This is a genomic window from Planococcus shenhongbingii (genome assembly GCF_030413635.1).
Lineage (GTDB): Bacteria > Bacillota > Bacilli > Bacillales_A > Planococcaceae > Planococcus > Planococcus shenhongbingii.
On sequence record NZ_CP129235.1, the window covers coordinates 2,631,316 to 2,647,705 of the forward strand.

The 16,390-nt window shown below is 47.2% G+C and carries 13 protein-coding genes; all 13 read right to left on the reverse strand.

The features are described 5' to 3' along the window. Window positions 1-280: 280 nt before the first annotated feature. The gene (gene pyrE, locus QWY16_RS13025) at window positions 281-910 is read right to left on the reverse strand and encodes an orotate phosphoribosyltransferase (protein ID WP_300989652.1); all 630 of its coding nucleotides are present in this window, start codon (window positions 908-910) and stop codon (window positions 281-283) included. Continuing rightward, complete coding sequence (gene pyrF / locus QWY16_RS13030; protein ID WP_300989653.1) at window positions 907-1,596, reverse strand: orotidine-5'-phosphate decarboxylase; 690 nt, start codon at window positions 1,594-1,596, stop codon at window positions 907-909. Before pyrF ends, pyrE begins: the two co-directional genes overlap by 4 nt. Then, window positions 1,593-2,507 (reverse strand): dihydroorotate dehydrogenase, encoded by a 915-nt coding sequence (locus QWY16_RS13035; protein WP_300989654.1) that lies wholly within the window; start codon window positions 2,505-2,507, stop codon window positions 1,593-1,595. Before QWY16_RS13035 ends, pyrF begins: the two co-directional genes overlap by 4 nt. Then, the gene (locus tag QWY16_RS13040; RefSeq protein ID WP_300989655.1) at window positions 2,504-3,271 is read right to left on the reverse strand and encodes a dihydroorotate dehydrogenase electron transfer subunit; all 768 of its coding nucleotides are present in this window, start codon (window positions 3,269-3,271) and stop codon (window positions 2,504-2,506) included. The genes QWY16_RS13035 and QWY16_RS13040 overlap by 4 nt, the downstream gene beginning before the upstream one ends. Next, window positions 3,268-6,456 carry a carbamoyl-phosphate synthase large subunit gene (gene carB / locus QWY16_RS13045; protein WP_300989656.1) on the reverse strand — a complete coding sequence of 1,063 codons (3,189 nt, stop codon included), beginning with the start codon at window positions 6,454-6,456 and terminating at the stop codon, window positions 3,268-3,270. The genes QWY16_RS13040 and carB overlap by 4 nt, the downstream gene beginning before the upstream one ends. After that, window positions 6,449-7,546, reverse strand: a complete 1,098-nt coding sequence (locus tag QWY16_RS13050; RefSeq protein ID WP_300993443.1) for a carbamoyl phosphate synthase small subunit — start codon at window positions 7,544-7,546, stop codon at window positions 6,449-6,451. Before QWY16_RS13050 ends, carB begins: the two co-directional genes overlap by 8 nt. Next, entirely contained in the window at window positions 7,543-8,820 is a 1,278-nt protein-coding gene (gene pyrC / locus QWY16_RS13055) for a dihydroorotase (RefSeq protein WP_300989657.1), read from the reverse strand. Before pyrC ends, QWY16_RS13050 begins: the two co-directional genes overlap by 4 nt. A gap of 2 nt (window positions 8,821-8,822) precedes the next feature. Beyond that, window positions 8,823-9,692, reverse strand: a complete 870-nt coding sequence (locus QWY16_RS13060) for an aspartate carbamoyltransferase catalytic subunit (protein ID WP_300989658.1) — start codon at window positions 9,690-9,692, stop codon at window positions 8,823-8,825. A gap of 253 nt (window positions 9,693-9,945) precedes the next feature. Next, window positions 9,946-11,229 (reverse strand): solute carrier family 23 protein, encoded by a 1,284-nt coding sequence (locus tag QWY16_RS13065; protein WP_300989659.1) that lies wholly within the window; start codon window positions 11,227-11,229, stop codon window positions 9,946-9,948. An 18-nt stretch (window positions 11,230-11,247) separates the two neighbouring features. Then, window positions 11,248-11,787, reverse strand: a complete 540-nt coding sequence (gene pyrR, locus QWY16_RS13070) for a bifunctional pyr operon transcriptional regulator/uracil phosphoribosyltransferase PyrR (RefSeq protein ID WP_300989660.1) — start codon at window positions 11,785-11,787, stop codon at window positions 11,248-11,250. 189 nt (window positions 11,788-11,976) lie between these two features. Beyond that, on the reverse strand, window positions 11,977-12,888 hold the full coding sequence (locus tag QWY16_RS13075; protein WP_300993445.1) for an RluA family pseudouridine synthase: 912 nt from the start codon (window positions 12,886-12,888) through the stop codon (window positions 11,977-11,979). A 5-nt stretch (window positions 12,889-12,893) separates the two neighbouring features. Then, window positions 12,894-13,373 (reverse strand): signal peptidase II, encoded by a 480-nt coding sequence (gene lspA, locus QWY16_RS13080; protein ID WP_300989661.1) that lies wholly within the window; start codon window positions 13,371-13,373, stop codon window positions 12,894-12,896. A gap of 211 nt (window positions 13,374-13,584) precedes the next feature. Continuing rightward, entirely contained in the window at window positions 13,585-16,347 is a 2,763-nt protein-coding gene (gene ileS, locus QWY16_RS13085) for an isoleucine--tRNA ligase (RefSeq protein ID WP_300989662.1), read from the reverse strand. Window positions 16,348-16,390 lie beyond the last annotated feature (43 nt).

Below are 16,390 nucleotides of genomic sequence, written 5' to 3' on the forward strand. Positions count from 1 at the left end.
CAATTAGTAATCTTCCTGCAATGGCAGAAACCACCTTCTTCTGCTGAACTAAGTTGAACAGATGATTTTGAAAACCAAGACCTCTCCCATTAAGTCCAATTGCTGGCAAGGCCGCTATGACATTTAGTGCAGCAGGTAGAGATATATTTTACAATTTTTCACTTACTGTCCGGTTCGGTGCAAATACTGTCCGCTGTGCTATGAATACTGTCCGCTAAAGCCTTAATACTGTCCGCAATCAACCAAATACTGTCCAACAATAAAAAAGCCGACCCCAAGGTCAGCTTCCCAACGTTCCTGCTTTCAAACTTTCATGCCAATCGGCAAGCATTGGCATATCCTCTTCTGAAATGGCGTTCATTTCCATTGCTTCTTCAACAAGAGCCGGGAAATTCGTCAAGGTATGGAACGTAAATCCGGCGCCAGTAATCGCTTCGATTGACTGCGGTAAATCGTATGTAAATATCGCCACGATGCCAAGCACGTCGAAGCCAGCCGCTTTCAATCCTTCTGCTGCCTGCAAGACTGAACCGCCTTTAGAAATCAAATCTTCCACAACGACCACTTTTTTTCCAGCTTCCACTTTGCCTTCGACCATATTGCCTTGGCCATGTTCTTTCGCTTTCGAACGGACATAAACCATCGGCAAGTCCAATAAATCACTGACCCATGCCGCGTGGGGAATCCCCGCCGTTGCTGTACCGGCGACCACTTCACAGTCAGCGTAAAATTCATTGATCAGGCCCGCTAAACCTTTGGCAATTTCTTTTCGTACAGCCGGATAAGACATCGTCAGCCGGTTGTCGCAATAGATTGGTGATTTGATGCCGGATGCCCATGTGAATGGATCTTGGGGACGCAGCTCAACCGCTCCGATATACAATAATTGCCTCGCGATATGTTGTTTCATACTTGGCCGCTCCATTCGTTTTTAATTTGGTGATAACTTGCTGCTGGATTTTCCGATTTAGTGATTGCCCGACCGACCACGATATGTGTAGAGCCTTGCTCGCGGGCTTTCCCCGGAGTCGCTACCCGTTTTTGGTCGTCCGCTGCAGCGTTTGCCAAACGGATGCCCGGAGTGACTTTCAAAAATTCCTGCCCGCATACCTCGGAGATGCTGCTTGCTTCCAGAACTGAGCACACCACTCCATCCAGGCCAGCCCATTTTGCCAGTTTGGCATAATGCAGCACCGATTCTTCGAGGCTAACGTAAATTAATTGGTTTTCGTGCATCTGCGATTCGTCGGTGGAAGTCAACTGAGTCACCGCAATCAGTTTTGTATCAGAACCTTTCAATCCTCGTTTCGCTGCCTCCATCATTTCAAAGCCGCCTGCTGCATGGACATTGGTTAAGTCTACGCCCAGTTTCGCTAACCCGCGCATCGCTGCTTCCACAGTGTTCGGGATATCATGCAGTTTCAAATCCAGAAAAATCTGATGGCCCATCGCTTTGATGCTGCGCACCAGTTCCGGTCCTTCTTGATAGAAAAGTTCCATGCCGACTTTGACAAAAAGCGGTTCATCGAACTTGGACAAAAATTCCTCTACTTGTTGTTTTGATGAAAAGTCTAGGGCAATAATGGGTTTGTTCACAGACGGTGGCTCCTTCCGACTAGTTCTTCAACGGATTCATAACCGAGGTCATGCAATTTCTCCGGTAATTGACTGATGATTTCCGGGCACACGAACGGATTGACAAAGTTAGCCGTCCCTACTGCTACGGCATTGGCGCCGGCGGATAAAAAGTCAATGACGTCTTCGATATCTGCAATCCCGCCCATTCCGATAATCGGCAAATCTGTTTGCTTCCGAACTTCATAAACCATGCGAAGTGCAACCGGTTTTACTGCAGGGCCGGACAATCCTCCGGTGATATTGGCAATGACCGGACGCCCAGTTTTCGCATCCAGGCGCATGCCAAGCAGCGTATTGATCATCGTGATGCCATCTGCCCCTCCTTCTTCAACCGCTTTGGCGATTGATACGATATCTGTGACGTTCGGGGATAATTTGATGTAAACCGGAACAGATGAAACGTCTTTTACTGCGCGCGTCAATTCTCTGGCGATATTTGGATCGGTTCCGAACGTAATGCCGCCTTGTTTGACATTCGGGCATGAAATATTGATTTCAAGTGCATGGACGTTCGGTGACTGGGAAATCGCTTTCGCCACTTCCACATAATCTTCTGTCGTGGTTCCTGCTACATTCGCGATGATCGGCACCTCATATTGCTCGAGCCGCGTCAGTTCCTCACCCAGCACTTTTTCAAGGCCGGGATTCTGAAGCCCGATAGCATTCAGCATGCCTGATGCCGTTTCAGCTACACGCGGCGTCGGATTGCCGAGGCGCGTTTCGACCGTTGTCGCTTTAATCATGATGGCACCGAGCTGCGATAAATCATAAAGCTGTGCATATTCCTTGCCGAAACCGAAACAGCCGGATGCCGGCATAATTGGATTTTTTAAATCAAGCCCTGGAAGTTTTACTGTTAAATTTGTCATGCAATCACTACCCCCGCTGGAAATACCGGTCCATCAGAACATACTTTGATGTAATCCATTTCACTTTTTGTCGTTCGGCAGACGCAGGCGAAACATGCGCCGATACCGCAGCCCATCCGCTGTTCGTAAGACAGAAAACCTTGCTTCTCCGGGTAAGCCCATTGGACGGCTTCAAGCATCGGAGTAGGTCCGCAGCTGTAATACGTGTCAAAGTCCTTCGGCAGTTCGTTTAAAATATGAGTCACAAACCCTTGCGTGCCGTGGGACCCGTCAACTGTCGCAATATGCGTGTCCCCCAGCGCCTTAAATTTGTCTTCGTAGAAGACAGCTTGTTTGCTTTCAAAACCGAGTATATGAACGGTTTCGATGCCTTTTTCATTCAGTTCTTTCGCTAATTCATAAAGAGGCGGCACTCCGATGCCTCCGCCGATCAAATAGGCTTTTTGTTTAGCTTGCTCAACCGGAAAACCGTTTCCAAGTGGCCCAAGGATATCCACTGTGTCGCCGATTCTTTTCTCGGACAATAATGTCGTTCCTCTTCCTTCAGCCCGGTAAATCATGGTGAATTGAGAGTTCGCATAATCAATGGAAGCTACCGAAATTGGGCGGCGCAGCAGCGGTTCAAAGCTTTCCGCTACTCGCACATGGACAAATTGACCCGGAGCTTTCATTTCCCCGGTCAATTCGCCTTTCACAGTCAATTCGAAAATATGGTGGGCAATTTCCTGCTGATTAGCAACAACCATGCGTTCTTGTTTAATCATAAGCCAGCTCCCATTTCTTCTGCTGAAAATGTCATCGATTCGATGACGCGCAGCATCGCTTCTGCTGTGTCGAGTGACGTTAAGCAAGGGACTCCATTTTCCACAGATTCGCGGCGGATGCGGAAACCGTCCCGTTCCGGCTGTTTGCCTCTGGTCAATGTATTGATGACCAGCTGTGCATGGCCATTCTGGATCATATCAATCAGCGTCTTTCCTTCTGAACCAATTTTGCCGATTGTCGTAACGCGTACGCCAGCTTCTTCCAATGATTTTGCAGTTCCTTCGGTAGCCATAATCTGGTAGCCGATGGCTGTAAAGCGTTTTGCCAGGCCTACTGCTTCTTCTTTATCTTTATCCGAAATCGTCATCAATACAGACCCATGATCTTTAACTTCCATGCCTGCTGCGACAAGTCCTTTGTATAAAGCTTTTTCGAGCGTTGAATCTTTCCCCATGACTTCGCCTGTCGATTTCATCTCAGGTCCGAGTGTAATGTCTACGCGGCGCAGTTTAGCGAAAGAAAATACCGGCACTTTTACGTAAACGCCTTTTGAAAGCGGTGCAAGTCCTGGCGTGAAGCCTTGAGTGATGATGCTTTGTCCAAGAATCGCTTTCATCGCGATATTGGCCATTGGAATCGCCGTAATTTTGCTCATGAACGGCACTGTCCGGCTCGAGCGTGGATTCACTTCGATTACGAACACTTCACCTTTCGAGATGACGTACTGGATATTCAGCAAACCGACAATGTTCAAGCCTTTTGCCAGGCGAGTCGTATAATCAACTAATGTATCGAGCAAATCCTGTGAAATGTTTTGCGTCGGGTAGACCGCAATTGAATCTCCGGAATGGACTCCTGCTCGTTCGATATGTTCCATGATCCCCGGAATTAAAACATTCTCTCCGTCTGAAATGGCATCAACTTCGATTTCGATTCCTGTCAAATATCTATCAACAAGAACCGGATGTTCCGGGCTCGCTTCAACGGCATGCTCCATATAATGGCGCAGGTCCGTTTCGTTATAGACGATTTCCATCGCGCGGCCACCCAAAACGTACGAAGGGCGAACGAGTACCGGATAGCCGATGTCATTGGCGATGACAGCCGCTTCTTCTGCTGACACTGCTGTTTTGCCAAGCGGCTGCGGAATGCCGATTTCATGCAAGGCCGCTTCGAATTTATTGCGGTTTTCTGCGCGGTCCAGGTCTTCAAGAGAAGTACCAAGGATTTTCACGCCATTTTGTTCAAGCTTGTCAGCCAAGTTGATGGCTGTCTGTCCGCCAAACTGAACCACTACCCCTTTCGGCTGTTCTATTTCAACGATGTGCATGACGTCTTCTACGGTTAAAGGCTCAAAATACAATTTGTCTGAAATTGAGAAGTCTGTCGATACGGTTTCTGGATTGTTGTTAATGATGATTGCTTCGTATCCCGCTTCTTTGATGGCCCATACGGAATGCACAGTTGCATAGTCAAACTCGACGCCTTGGCCGATCCGGATCGGGCCAGAACCAAGAACGATGATGCTTTCTTTATCCGTGCGAATTGATTCATTTTCATCTTCATACGTGCCGTAGAAATACGGTGTTTCCGACTCGAATTCCGCTGCACACGTGTCGACCATTTTATAGACCGGCATCAGCTTCTGCTCTTTGCGCCAGTTATAGACTTCCTGCTCCGATACATTCCATAATTTCGCGATGGTTTTATCCGCAAAGCCCATGCGTTTCGCTTTTTTCGCTGTTGCATAATCAAAACTATTGTCGCTCAAGACATTTTCGTATTGGACGATATTGTGGAATTTCTTCAGGAAGAACAGGTCAATCTGGCTCCACTCATGGATGGTTTCAATTGTCACACCGCGGCGGAGTGCTTCCCCGATAAAGAACAAGCGCTCATCGCCCGCACGGCAAATGCGTTTTTGGATCCACTCATCACTCATGGCATCAGCATTTTTCAAGTCAAGATGGAACTGGCCTGTTTCAAGAGACCGTACTGCTTTCAAAATCGCCTCTTCAAATGAACGGCCCATCGCCATGACTTCACCTGTCGCTTTCATTTGCGTGCCCAAGTTGCGTTTTGCCGATTCGAACTTATCGAACGGCCAGCGCGGAATCTTCGCAACTACATAATCCAGTGCCGGTTCGAACGAAGCGTAAGTGCGTCCGGTTACCGGGTTCATCATTTCATCCAGCGTCAATCCAACAGCAATTTTTGCAGCCAGTTTGGCAATCGGATAGCCTGTCGCTTTTGATGCCAGTGCCGATGAACGGCTGACACGCGGATTTACTTCGATGATGTAGTAATTAAAGCTGTCTGGATCTAGTGCAAGCTGGACGTTGCAGCCGCCTTCGATTTTCAAAGCCCGGATGATTTTCAATGATACATTGCGCAGCATCTGGTATTCCCTGTCGGACAGCGTTTGGCTTGGTGCAACAACAATCGAGTCGCCAGTATGGATGCCGACCGGATCGACGTTCTCCATATTGCAGACTACAATCGCCGTATCATTGGCGTCCCGCATGACTTCATATTCAATTTCCTTAAGGCCGGCTATTGATTTTTCGAGCAGGCATTGTGTTACGGGGCTGTATTTCAAACCGCTTGTGACGATTTCCCGCAGTTCTTCTGGCGTGTGGCAAATCCCGCCTCCAGTGCCGCCTAAAGTGAACGCTGGACGGACGATGACTGGGAATCCCACGCGTTCGACAAAAGTTTTCGCTTCGTCCAGGTTATGGATGATATCTGAGTCCGGAACCGGTTCTCCAAGTTCGTTCATCAATGTCCTGAACAAATCACGGTCTTCTGCTTTATGGATGGCTTCCAGTTTCGTGCCTAAAATTTCAATGCCCAGTTCGTCCAAAATTCCGGACTCATCCAATTCTATGGCCATATTAAGCCCTGTTTGCCCACCAAGTGTCGGAAGTAAAGCATCTGGACGCTCTTTTCGAAGGATGCGGCTGACAAAATCGAGTGTAATCGGTTCGATATACACTTTATCTGCAATTTCTGTATCGGTCATGATTGTTGCCGGGTTGGAGTTGATCAGAATGACGCGGTAGCCTTCTTCTTTTAATGCCAAGCAGGCTTGTGTTCCGGCATAGTCAAATTCTGCAGCTTGTCCAATAACGATCGGACCTGATCCGATTACGAGTATACTTTGAATATCTTGTCTTTTAGGCATATTGCTGCTCCTTTCGAGTTGCGCTCATAATGTCGATAAAACGGTCGAACAGATAGTTTGAATCTTCCGGTCCAGGTGATGATTCCGGATGATATTGCACGGTAAACGCGGGGTAATCCAAGTGGGCGAGCCCTTCATTGGTGCCGTCGTTGATCGCTCTATGCGTTACTTTCAGGCGCGTGCCCTGCAAAGTATCTTCATCCACTGCATAGCCATGGTTTTGTGAAGTGATTTCCACTCTTCCTGTCGCCAAATCTTTTACCGGATGATTGCCGCCGCGATGTCCGAATTTCAGTTTGAAGGTTTCGGCTCCACAGGCACGGGCAAACAGCTGGTGGCCCAGACAAATTCCGAAAATCGGCACTTGGCCGAGTAGTTCCCGAACCACCTCGACACATTGTTCTACGTCTTTCGGATCTCCAGGACCATTTGACAACATGACACCGTCCGGCCCCCAAGCCAAAATTTCTTGAGAAGTTGTGTTATAAGGGACAACGATCACGTCGCAATCCCGATTATTCAATTCACGCAAGATGCCGTGCTTCATGCCGTAGTCAATCAGAACCACCCGTTTGCCGCGGCCAGGGCTTGGATAAGGGCGTGCTGTTGAAACCTGCTCCACTTGATTATTCGGCATTTCCGTTCCCTTAAGTTTTGCCACCACTTCATCGACGTTCACTTCTTCGCCTGCAGCTGTCAAAACCCCTTTGATTGAGCCTTTGGAACGAATCAGCCGCGTCAATTTGCGGGTATCTATTTCAGCAATTCCCGGAATATTTTTTATGCGGAATAAATCATCAAGTGTTGAGTTGCAGCGGAAATTGGATGGATATTCGGCAACTTCACGGACCACCATGCCTTTTACAGCAGGCTGGATGGATTCAAAATCATCGCTGTTAATGCCGTAATTGCCAATCAATGGGTACGTCATGGTGACAATCTGTCCGCAGTAAGATGGATCCGATAAAATTTCCTGATACCCTGTCATGCTCGTGTTGAACACCACTTCGCCCACTGATGCAGTGTCGCTGCCGAATGCCGTACCTTCAAATACCGTTCCGTCTTCTAGAATTAAATACCGTTTCATTATTTTGTCTCCTCCTGCCATACGATTTGTCCACCGTAAATTGTCATTGCCGGCCATCCGATGCAACTCCAGCCGCCGAATGGAGTATTTCTGCCTTTGGTTAAAAATTCATTGATTTGGATTGGCTGTTCTTTTTCCAAATCCAGCAGCACTAAATCAGCTGTTGTGCCAACTTCCATTGTTCCATAAGGCAGTCCGAATGTTTCGCTTGGTTTAATGGTCAGCCAGTCAATCAATTGCTGCAGCGTCCATTTGCCGGTTTCGACGAACTTTGTATACAGCAGCGGAAACGCCGTTTCAAATCCGACGATGCCAAAAGGCGCTTTTTGCATGCCGTTCGATTTTTCTTGCAATGTGTGCGGTGCATGGTCTGTCGCAATAAAGTCCAGTGTGCCGTCCAGCAAGCCTTCGTGCAGCGCTTCTAAATCTTCTTTGGCACGAAGCGGCGGGTTCATTTTCCAGTTGGCGTCATCTCCCGGAATATCGTCTTCCGACAGCAGTAAATGGTGCGGCGTCACTTCTGCCGTTACGTGGATGCCTGCACGTTTTGCATCGCGGATGACACGGACTGATTCTTTCGTAGAAACGTGGCATACGTGATAATGTGCACCTGCTGCTTCCGCCAGCAGAATGTCCCGAGCAATATGAACCGATTCAGCAATCGATGGAATTCCATTAAGCCCAAGTTCGCTGCTTCGTCTGCCTTCATGCATGACGCCGTCATATATCAGGCTATTGTCTTCACAATGTGCCACAACCGGCATATCGATCTTTGCAGCGTCCAGCATCGTTTCGTACATCATTCCCGCTTGCTGTATGCCGACTCCGTCATCCGTGAAAGCGAAAGCGCCGTTTTCTTTAAGTTCCTGCAAGTTCGTGCGTTCTTTTCCGGCTTCCCGGATGGTGATGGAAGCATACGGCAAAACTCGGATAAGCGCATTTTTCTCAATCAAATCGTTGACATGCTGCAGATTTTCTTTCGTATCCGGCACTGGACGTGTATTCGGCATCGCACAGATTGTCGTATAGCCGCCTTTGGCTGCAGATTTTGTCCCGCTTTCGATTGTTTCTTTTTGCTCGCCGCCTGGTTCACGCAAATGCACATGAACATCTACAAATCCTGGTGCGATCATCCGGCCTTTGCCGTCTATTTCATTTTCTCCATTAGGATTCAAATTAGCTCCAATTTCCTTAACCTTCCCTTGTGCAACTCGCACATCCGTCTCTGTCAGTTCTCCGTTTTCCAGCATCTTCACGTTTTTAATCAACAATTCCATTCTCATTCTCTCCCTTTTAATGCATATTCCAGTACAGCCATCCGGACAAAAACTCCGTTTGCCATTTGTTTGAATATCCGCGAACGTTCGCATTCTACTAGGCAATCCGCGATTTCAACTCCTCTATTGATTGGAGCGGGGTGCATAATGATCGCCGAGTCTTTCATTTTCCGTTCACGCTCAACGGTCAGGCCATATTGTGCGTGATAGTTTTCTTTTGAGAACAAGGCGGATACCGCATGGCGTTCGTGCTGGACGCGCAGCATCATGACCACATCTGTATCAGCGAGAAAGTCATCCAGGTTTTGCGACGTTTTGTAGTTGCCGCTCCATTCTTTCGGACAGACGAACGAAACTTTGGCACCGAGCTGTTCAAGTGCCGCAGCATTTGATTTTGCCACCCGGCTATGGGCGATGTCTCCAACAATCGTTACATGGATTCCTTCAAACCGGCCGAACTCCTGGTGGATGGTGTACAAGTCCAGCAATGACTGTGTCGGATGCTGCCCCGAACCATCGCCTCCGTTAATGATGGCGACATTGCAGCCTTTAAGTTCTTCATAATAAGCTTCTTCTTCGTGTCGGATAACGATTCCGTTCACGCCAATCGATTCAAAAGTTTTGACAGTGTCATACAAAGTCTCTCCTTTTTGGACACTTGAAAATGCAGTTTCGAAGGGCAGCACCGTCAGCCCCATTTTATGTTCCGCCATTTCAAAACTCATTTTCGTCCGTGTGCTTGGTTCATAGAACAAGTTGACGATAGTGCCTGTCATTGGATGTTGCTCGCCGCGCTCGAATTCTCCTGCCCGTTTCAGCAATTTCATGATGGTTGAATTTTTCAAGTTGTTCATTGTCAGTACGTTTGGCAAGTGGATCCCTTCCTTTCATAAAGAGAAATTTTACTCAGTGGGGGTTTTCTTCATCCACTGAATATTAGTTGAACCAATCGGGTTTTTATGGTCAGTTGATTTCCTACTTCAAAAAGCGGGAGTCTTACTGACCGTTGAAACCGGATAAAAAAACACCTTCCTGAAGGCAGGAAGGTGTGAGGAAATAAAGGCATAATTCGCCCTTGCTTCGACCCTTTCCATGCCTCTCTGGACATTCATTAAAAGGTGATTATTAAGTTCCGTGATCAATTTCGTCTTTATTGCGTCCTGGCAAGATCAGATTCAGTAAAACGCCTACGATGGCTGCCAACGCCATTCCTTCGATTGAGAACGACTCGCTGAACTGAATTTTCGCTCCGCCGATCCCGATAACCAAGATAACCGAAGAAATGACCAGGTTCCGTTTGTCTCCAAAATTGATGCGGTTGTCTACCAGCATGCGCAGGCCGGATGATGCGATAATACCGAACAGCAGGATGGAGATGCCGCCTAAAACCGCTGTTGGAATGGTCTCGATGACTGCCATCAGTTTTCCGAAAAACGAGAACAAGATGGCAAACACAGCGGCTCCGATGATGACATAGATGCTGAATACGCGCGTGATGGCAAGAACTCCGATGTTTTCGCCGTAAGTTGTCTTCGGTGGCCCTCCGACAAAAGATGAAACCAATGTGCCCAGGCCGTCTCCAAGAATCGAGCGGTGAAGACCGGGATCTTTTATGTAGTTCCGTTCAACTATTTTCCCAAGTACCAGCTGGTGTCCGATGTGTTCGGAAATGGTTACGATTGCAATCGGCACCATGACGAACAGCAGCGTCGGCGTTACGGTAAAGCTGTAGTCGATTCCCGGAATCAGAAAGTCCGGCACTTGGAACCAGTTCGCTTGATCAATCGGTGCATAATCGATAATTCCGATGGCTGCCGAGTACAGATACCCTGCAATGATGCCGATCAGGATTGGCATCAAGCTGATGATATTCTTAAAGTAGATATTACAGATGATGGCAGTTATTAATGTCACAAGTGCTGCAGAGAAATGTTTCATGCTATATTGGCTCACACCGTCTACCGTTATGTTCATCGCCATATCAACCGCTGTTCCAGACAATGCCAGTCCGATGACGATAATGACCGGCCCCACTACAATCGGCGGGAGCAGTTCCATCAGCCACCGGTAGCCGGTCTTCCAGATGATCAATGCGACGATGGCATAGACGAGCGACACAAACATCGCTCCGATCATCGCTGAACCGATGCCGCCGGTTTCAGTTGCAATGGTGATTGGCACAATAAACGCAAACGATGAACCGAGATAAGCCGGCACTTTGAACTGAGTGATAAGGATAAAAATGATAGTTGCGATGCCGCTTGTCAAAAGCGCAATCGCCGGGCTCAAGCCGACCAATTTTGGAACGAGAATCGTCGCACCGAACATGGCGAACATATGCTGTAGGCTCAATGAAATCCATTGGACCGTTTTCGGTTGATCTTGTACATCGAGTACTGCTTCATTCACGGTCATATCTCTCCATTTCTATTCGTGTATCGCTACACGATCGCTGCCGTCACTTTCTTCCATTTGAACGACGATGCGTTCGTTGCTTGATGTCGGGATGTTCTTACCGACAAAATCCGCCCGTATCGGCAATTCCCGGTGGCCCCGGTCAATCAAGACAGCCAACTGGATCTGTGCCGGGCGGCCAAGATCCATGACAGCGTCCATGGCAGCTCTGACCGTTCTACCTGTATACAGGACATCATCCACCAACACCACTTTTTTGTTTGAAATATTATGCGAGATATCCACTTGCTGGACCAGTGGCTCCTGATTCTTGTTCTTGAGACTCAAATCATCCCGGTAAAGTGTAATGTCCAGCTCACCGGTTAAAATCGGCTTGCCTTCAATTTGCTCTATCTTTTCAGCGAGTCGCTTTGCAATGAATGCTCCTCTTGTTTTAATGCCGACCAAAATGCAATCGTCGATTCCTTTATTGCGTTCAATGATTTCATGGGCGATTCGGGTGATGGCTCTTGCAATCGCTTTTTCATCCAAAATATCCGCTTTTTCTGCCATGGACTCCACTCCTTTTCCAAATAAAAAACCTCTTGCCGGAGAGGCAAGAGGTTAGATGCGCAGAAAAATTCAGCGTGGGAGACAGTCTCCCAGCCAGCGTAAATACCTTCTCGGCCTCTCTGGACCGTTTTTAAAGGTGTTGCTTATTCGATTTGTTTTTTTAAGTATAAAGAACAAGCTATTGCTTTGTCAATCTTTCTCTCGAAGAGATTCCAAAAGCTCAGAGAATTCCTCTGGCGCTTCAGCGGAAAATTCAAGATATTCACCAGTTCGCGGATGATTAAAGCCAATGACTTCAGCATGCAGCGCTTGCCCGCCAATATCCATCGTTTTTTTCGGTCCATACTTCGGGTCTCCAACTAATGGGAAACCGATATATTTCATATGAACACGGATCTGATGGGTGCGGCCTGTCTCCAAACGGCACTCAACCAATGTGTAATTGCCGAAACGCTCCAGTACACGAAAATGCGTAATAGCATGTTTGCCTTTATCAATGACTGCCATCTTCTGGCGGTCTTTCACATCCCGGCCTATCGGCGCATCAATTGTCCCTTTATCATGCGGAATATGGCCATGGACAAGGGCCATGTATTTTCTGGTAACTGTCTTTTTCACTAACTGATCGACTAAAGAAGTATGGGCCATATCATTTTTGGCAACCATCAATAAGCCTGATGTATCTTTGTCAATACGGTGGACGATCCCAGGACGCGCAACGCCGTTAATGCCTGATAAATCCGTGCAATGGAACATAAGTCCATTTACAAGAGTGCCTCCTGCATGTCCCGGAGCCGGGTGAACCACCATTCCTCTAGGCTTATTCACGACCAGAACATCCGCATCTTCGTAGACGATTTCCAAATTTAAATCTTCTGGAATCACATCCAGCTCTTCCAGTAATGGCGGAGAGACGATAATGATGTCATCCATACGTACTTTGTAATTCGGTTTAACTGTTACGCCGTTCACTTTTACAGCGCCGTCTTTTACCCAGTTGGCGATTTGTGAGCGGGACCAGTCTTCGTCGATTGACGATACGGCTTTGTCAATCCGTTCGCCAGCCATTTCTTCTGTTATTTCTATTGTCAAATCTTCAATTTCCATTAAGACACCTTTTTCTTTTCTTGTTTTTCATCAATGATGATAAATATGATCATCAGCACAACACCCGCTGTCAATGCAGCATCCGCCACGTTGAAAATCGGGAAATCGTAATTGATGACAGGAATCAGCACATCCACAAAGTCTACGACTTCACCGCGCAGCATGCGGTCGATAAAGTTTCCGATTGCTCCGCCGAGCAGCACCATCAAACTTAATTGAAATAAAGGTTTTCCGGTTGCGTGCTTATGAAAATACCAAAGAATCCCGGCTACTACAGCCACTGTGATAATAGCGAACAGCCACATCTGCCCTTCCAGCATCCCCCAGGCCGCTCCGCGGTTCCGATGCGAAAGCCATCCAAGATACGGGTCCATGACAGAGATCCGTTCACCCAGTTCCATATTTTTTACTACCAGCCATTTGGTCCACTGATCCAGTACAACAATCAGCAGTGCAATCCCATAATAAATAATAAACATGTGTTTCCCCCGTCAATTCATCAGTCAGTTTATTTTACCACATACCGACTTAAAAAAGGAAACTGCCTGAAATGTCACATTTGATAAGTTAAGTTTCTTGTCTCCACTTGCCAATATTCCGAAAGCAACTACCCACTAAACAGCAAACTGTCACAACTAAACAAACAAAAAAGCTGCCAGGGTTTCTCCCGGCAGCTTTCCAGTATTCATATTATGCGTATTGTTTTTCGACGACGCTTGCACAACGCGGGCATAATGCCGGATGTGATTCGTTTTTGCCGATTTCTTCAGAGATTGTCCAGCAGCGTTCGCATTTTTCGCCTGCGGCTTTCTCAACAACCACTGCAACTTTGTTCAATTTCAAAGCATGTTCTGGTGCTTGGTCAATCGTTCCGCCAAACTCGTATTGAGACACGATGAACAATTGAGCAACGTTTTCGTCCACAGATGAAAGTAAGCTGTTTACTTCTTCTGCGCCATAAACGGTCACTTTCGCTTCGAGTGATTTCCCGATAGTTTTCGCAGCACGGGCTTCTTCTAGCGCTTTTAGCACATCGTCGCGGACATCCATAAAGTTTGCCCATTTCACTTCAAGATCTGCAAATGCCGGGTTCATTTCACTTTCCGGGAAATCAGTCAGCTGAACGCTTTCTTCTTCCACGAATCCTAAATAGCCCCACATTTCATCAGTTGTATGCGGAATGATTGGCGTAGCTAATTTCAAGATGGCCATCAACGAATCGAACATAACGGTCTGCATAGCTCGGCGATGCGGATGATCAGCAGCTTCGATATAAACGACGTCTTTTGCGACATCCAAATAGAATGAACTTAAATCGTTTGCGCAATAACCATTTAATGCATGGTAGATTGATGAGAAATCATACGTCTCATAACCTTTGCGAGCCGTTTCAATCATTTTTTGCAGTTTCATGACCATGTACTGGTCCATCTCACGCATATCTTCAAATGCCACTCGGTTTTCTTTTTCGTTGAAATCCGCCAAGTTGCCGTGAAGGAATTTCAGTGTATTGCGGATTTTGCGGTAAACTTCAGAAACTTGCTTGAAGTTATCATCAGATACACGCACATCAGCCGTGTAATCAACAGAAGCTACCCAAAGGCGAAGAATATCTGCACCCATCTGATTCATTACTTTAGCAGGAACAATAACATTCCCTAAAGATTTACTCATTTTGCGGCCATTTCCGTCAAGCGTGAAACCGTGGCTTAACACTCCTTTGTATGGAGCGATGCCATTGATCGCAACACTAGTTGTCAATGATGAGTTGAACCATCCGCGGTATTGGTCAGAGCCTTCCAAGTACAAGTCTGCCGGATATTGAAGATCTTCCCGCTCTTCAAGCACACCTTGGTGTGAAGAACCCGAGTCGAACCATACGTCCATGATGTCCGTTTCTTTGATGAAAATCCCATTCGGGCTGCTTGGATGCGTGAATCCCGGCGGCAATAATTCTGCTGCCGGACGTTCAAACCAGATATTGGATCCGTTTTCGCGGAATAAATCAGCGATATGAGAGATAGTTTCTTTTGTGATGATTGGATCACCGTTTTCCGCATAGAATACCGGAATCGGCACTCCCCATACACGCTGGCGCGAGATATTCCAGTCACCGCGGTCACGCAGCATATTGAATAGGCGCGTCTCGCCCCATGCCGGTGTAAAAGTTGTTTCGTTAATCGCTTTTAAGATTTGATCCCGGAACGCCTCGATAGACACGAACCACTGGGCAGTCGCGCGGTAGATAACCGGCTTTTTCGTCCGCCAGTCATGTGGATACGAGTGCGTGATAAATTCTAGATGCTCAAGAGCTCCCGCTTCATCCAACGCTTCAGTGATGGATTTATTGGCCTTGTCATAGAACTGGCCTTCGAATCCTGGAGCTTCTGCTGTCATTATGCCTTTTTCGTCAACAGGGCAAAGAACGTCTAAACCGTATTTCTTGCCGACCAAAAAGTCATCTTCCCCGTGTCCTGGAGCTGTATGGACAAATCCAGTACCGGAATCGGTCGTAACGTGTTCACCGAGCATCATCAAAGAAGTGCGGTCATAAAGCGGGTGTTGTGTCAGGATATGCTCTAACTGTGCCCCTTTAAACTCTCGGACAACTTCATAATCCGTCCACTCAATTTCTTTCGCCACTACTTCTAATAAATCTTGTGCAACCATGTACAATGATCCATTTACAGAAACCTCAACATAGTTGAAATCAGCGTGTGCCGTGATTCCAAGGTTTGCCGGGATTGTCCAAGGAGTCGTTGTCCAGATTAGAACTTTCGTACCTTCTGCCAAGACGCCCTTTCCATCAATTACCTTGAATGATACATAGATAGAAGGTGATTTTTTATCCTGATACTCGATTTCCGCTTCTGCCAGTGAAGATTCACTCGACGGAGACCAGTAAACCGGTTTTAACCCTTTATAGATATAGCCTTTGTTTGCCATTTTGCCGAATACTTCAATTTGGCGGGCCTCATAAGAAGGTTTCAAGGTCACATAAGGATTTTCCCAATCGCCACGGACGCCGATCCGCTTGAATTGCTCACGCTGGTTATCGATTTGCTCGTAAGCATATTCTTCGCAGAGTTTACGGAATTCCGCAAGAGACATTTCTTTGCGGTTAACCCCTTTATTGGTCAAAGCCTGTTCAATCGGCAATCCATGTGTATCCCAGCCTGGCACGTATGGTGCATGGAATCCCATCATCGAACGTGAACGGACGATCATATCTTTTAATACTTTGTTTAGGGCATGTCCCATATGAAGGTCGCCGTTGGCATATGGAGGTCCATCATGAAGAATGAAGAAAGGACGGCCTTTCGTGCGCTCCAGCGACTTTTGGTAAATGTTCATTTCTTCCCATTTTTTCTGCATTTCCGGTTCCCGGTTCGGCAAGTTGCCGCGCATCGGAAAATCTGTTTTCGGCATCAATAATGTATCTTTATATTCCATTGTAATTCCTCCTGTAGACATAATAAAAAGCCTCCCATCCCTG

What these genes read in the sequence shown, in the direction of transcription:
- pyrE (WP_300989652.1), bottom strand. Translation starts at nt 910, where the DNA reads ATGAAACAACATATCGCGAGGCAATTATTGTATATCGGAGCGGTTGAG.
- QWY16_RS13035 (WP_300989654.1), bottom strand. Translation starts at nt 2,507, where the DNA reads ATGACAAATTTAACAGTAAAACTTCCAGGGCTTGATTTAAAAAATCCA.
- QWY16_RS13040 (WP_300989655.1), bottom strand. Translation starts at nt 3,271, where the DNA reads ATGATTAAACAAGAACGCATGGTTGTTGCTAATCAGCAGGAAATTGCC.
- carB (WP_300989656.1), bottom strand. Translation starts at nt 6,456, where the DNA reads ATGCCTAAAAGACAAGATATTCAAAGTATACTCGTAATCGGATCAGGT.
- pyrC (WP_300989657.1), bottom strand. Translation starts at nt 8,820, where the DNA reads ATGGAATTGTTGATTAAAAACGTGAAGATGCTGGAAAACGGAGAACTG.
- pyrR (WP_300989660.1), bottom strand. Translation starts at nt 11,787, where the DNA reads ATGGCAGAAAAAGCGGATATTTTGGATGAAAAAGCGATTGCAAGAGCC.
- lspA (WP_300989661.1), bottom strand. Translation starts at nt 13,373, where the DNA reads ATGTTTATTATTTATTATGGGATTGCACTGCTGATTGTTGTACTGGAT.
- ileS (WP_300989662.1), bottom strand. Translation starts at nt 16,347, where the DNA reads ATGGAATATAAAGATACATTATTGATGCCGAAAACAGATTTTCCGATG.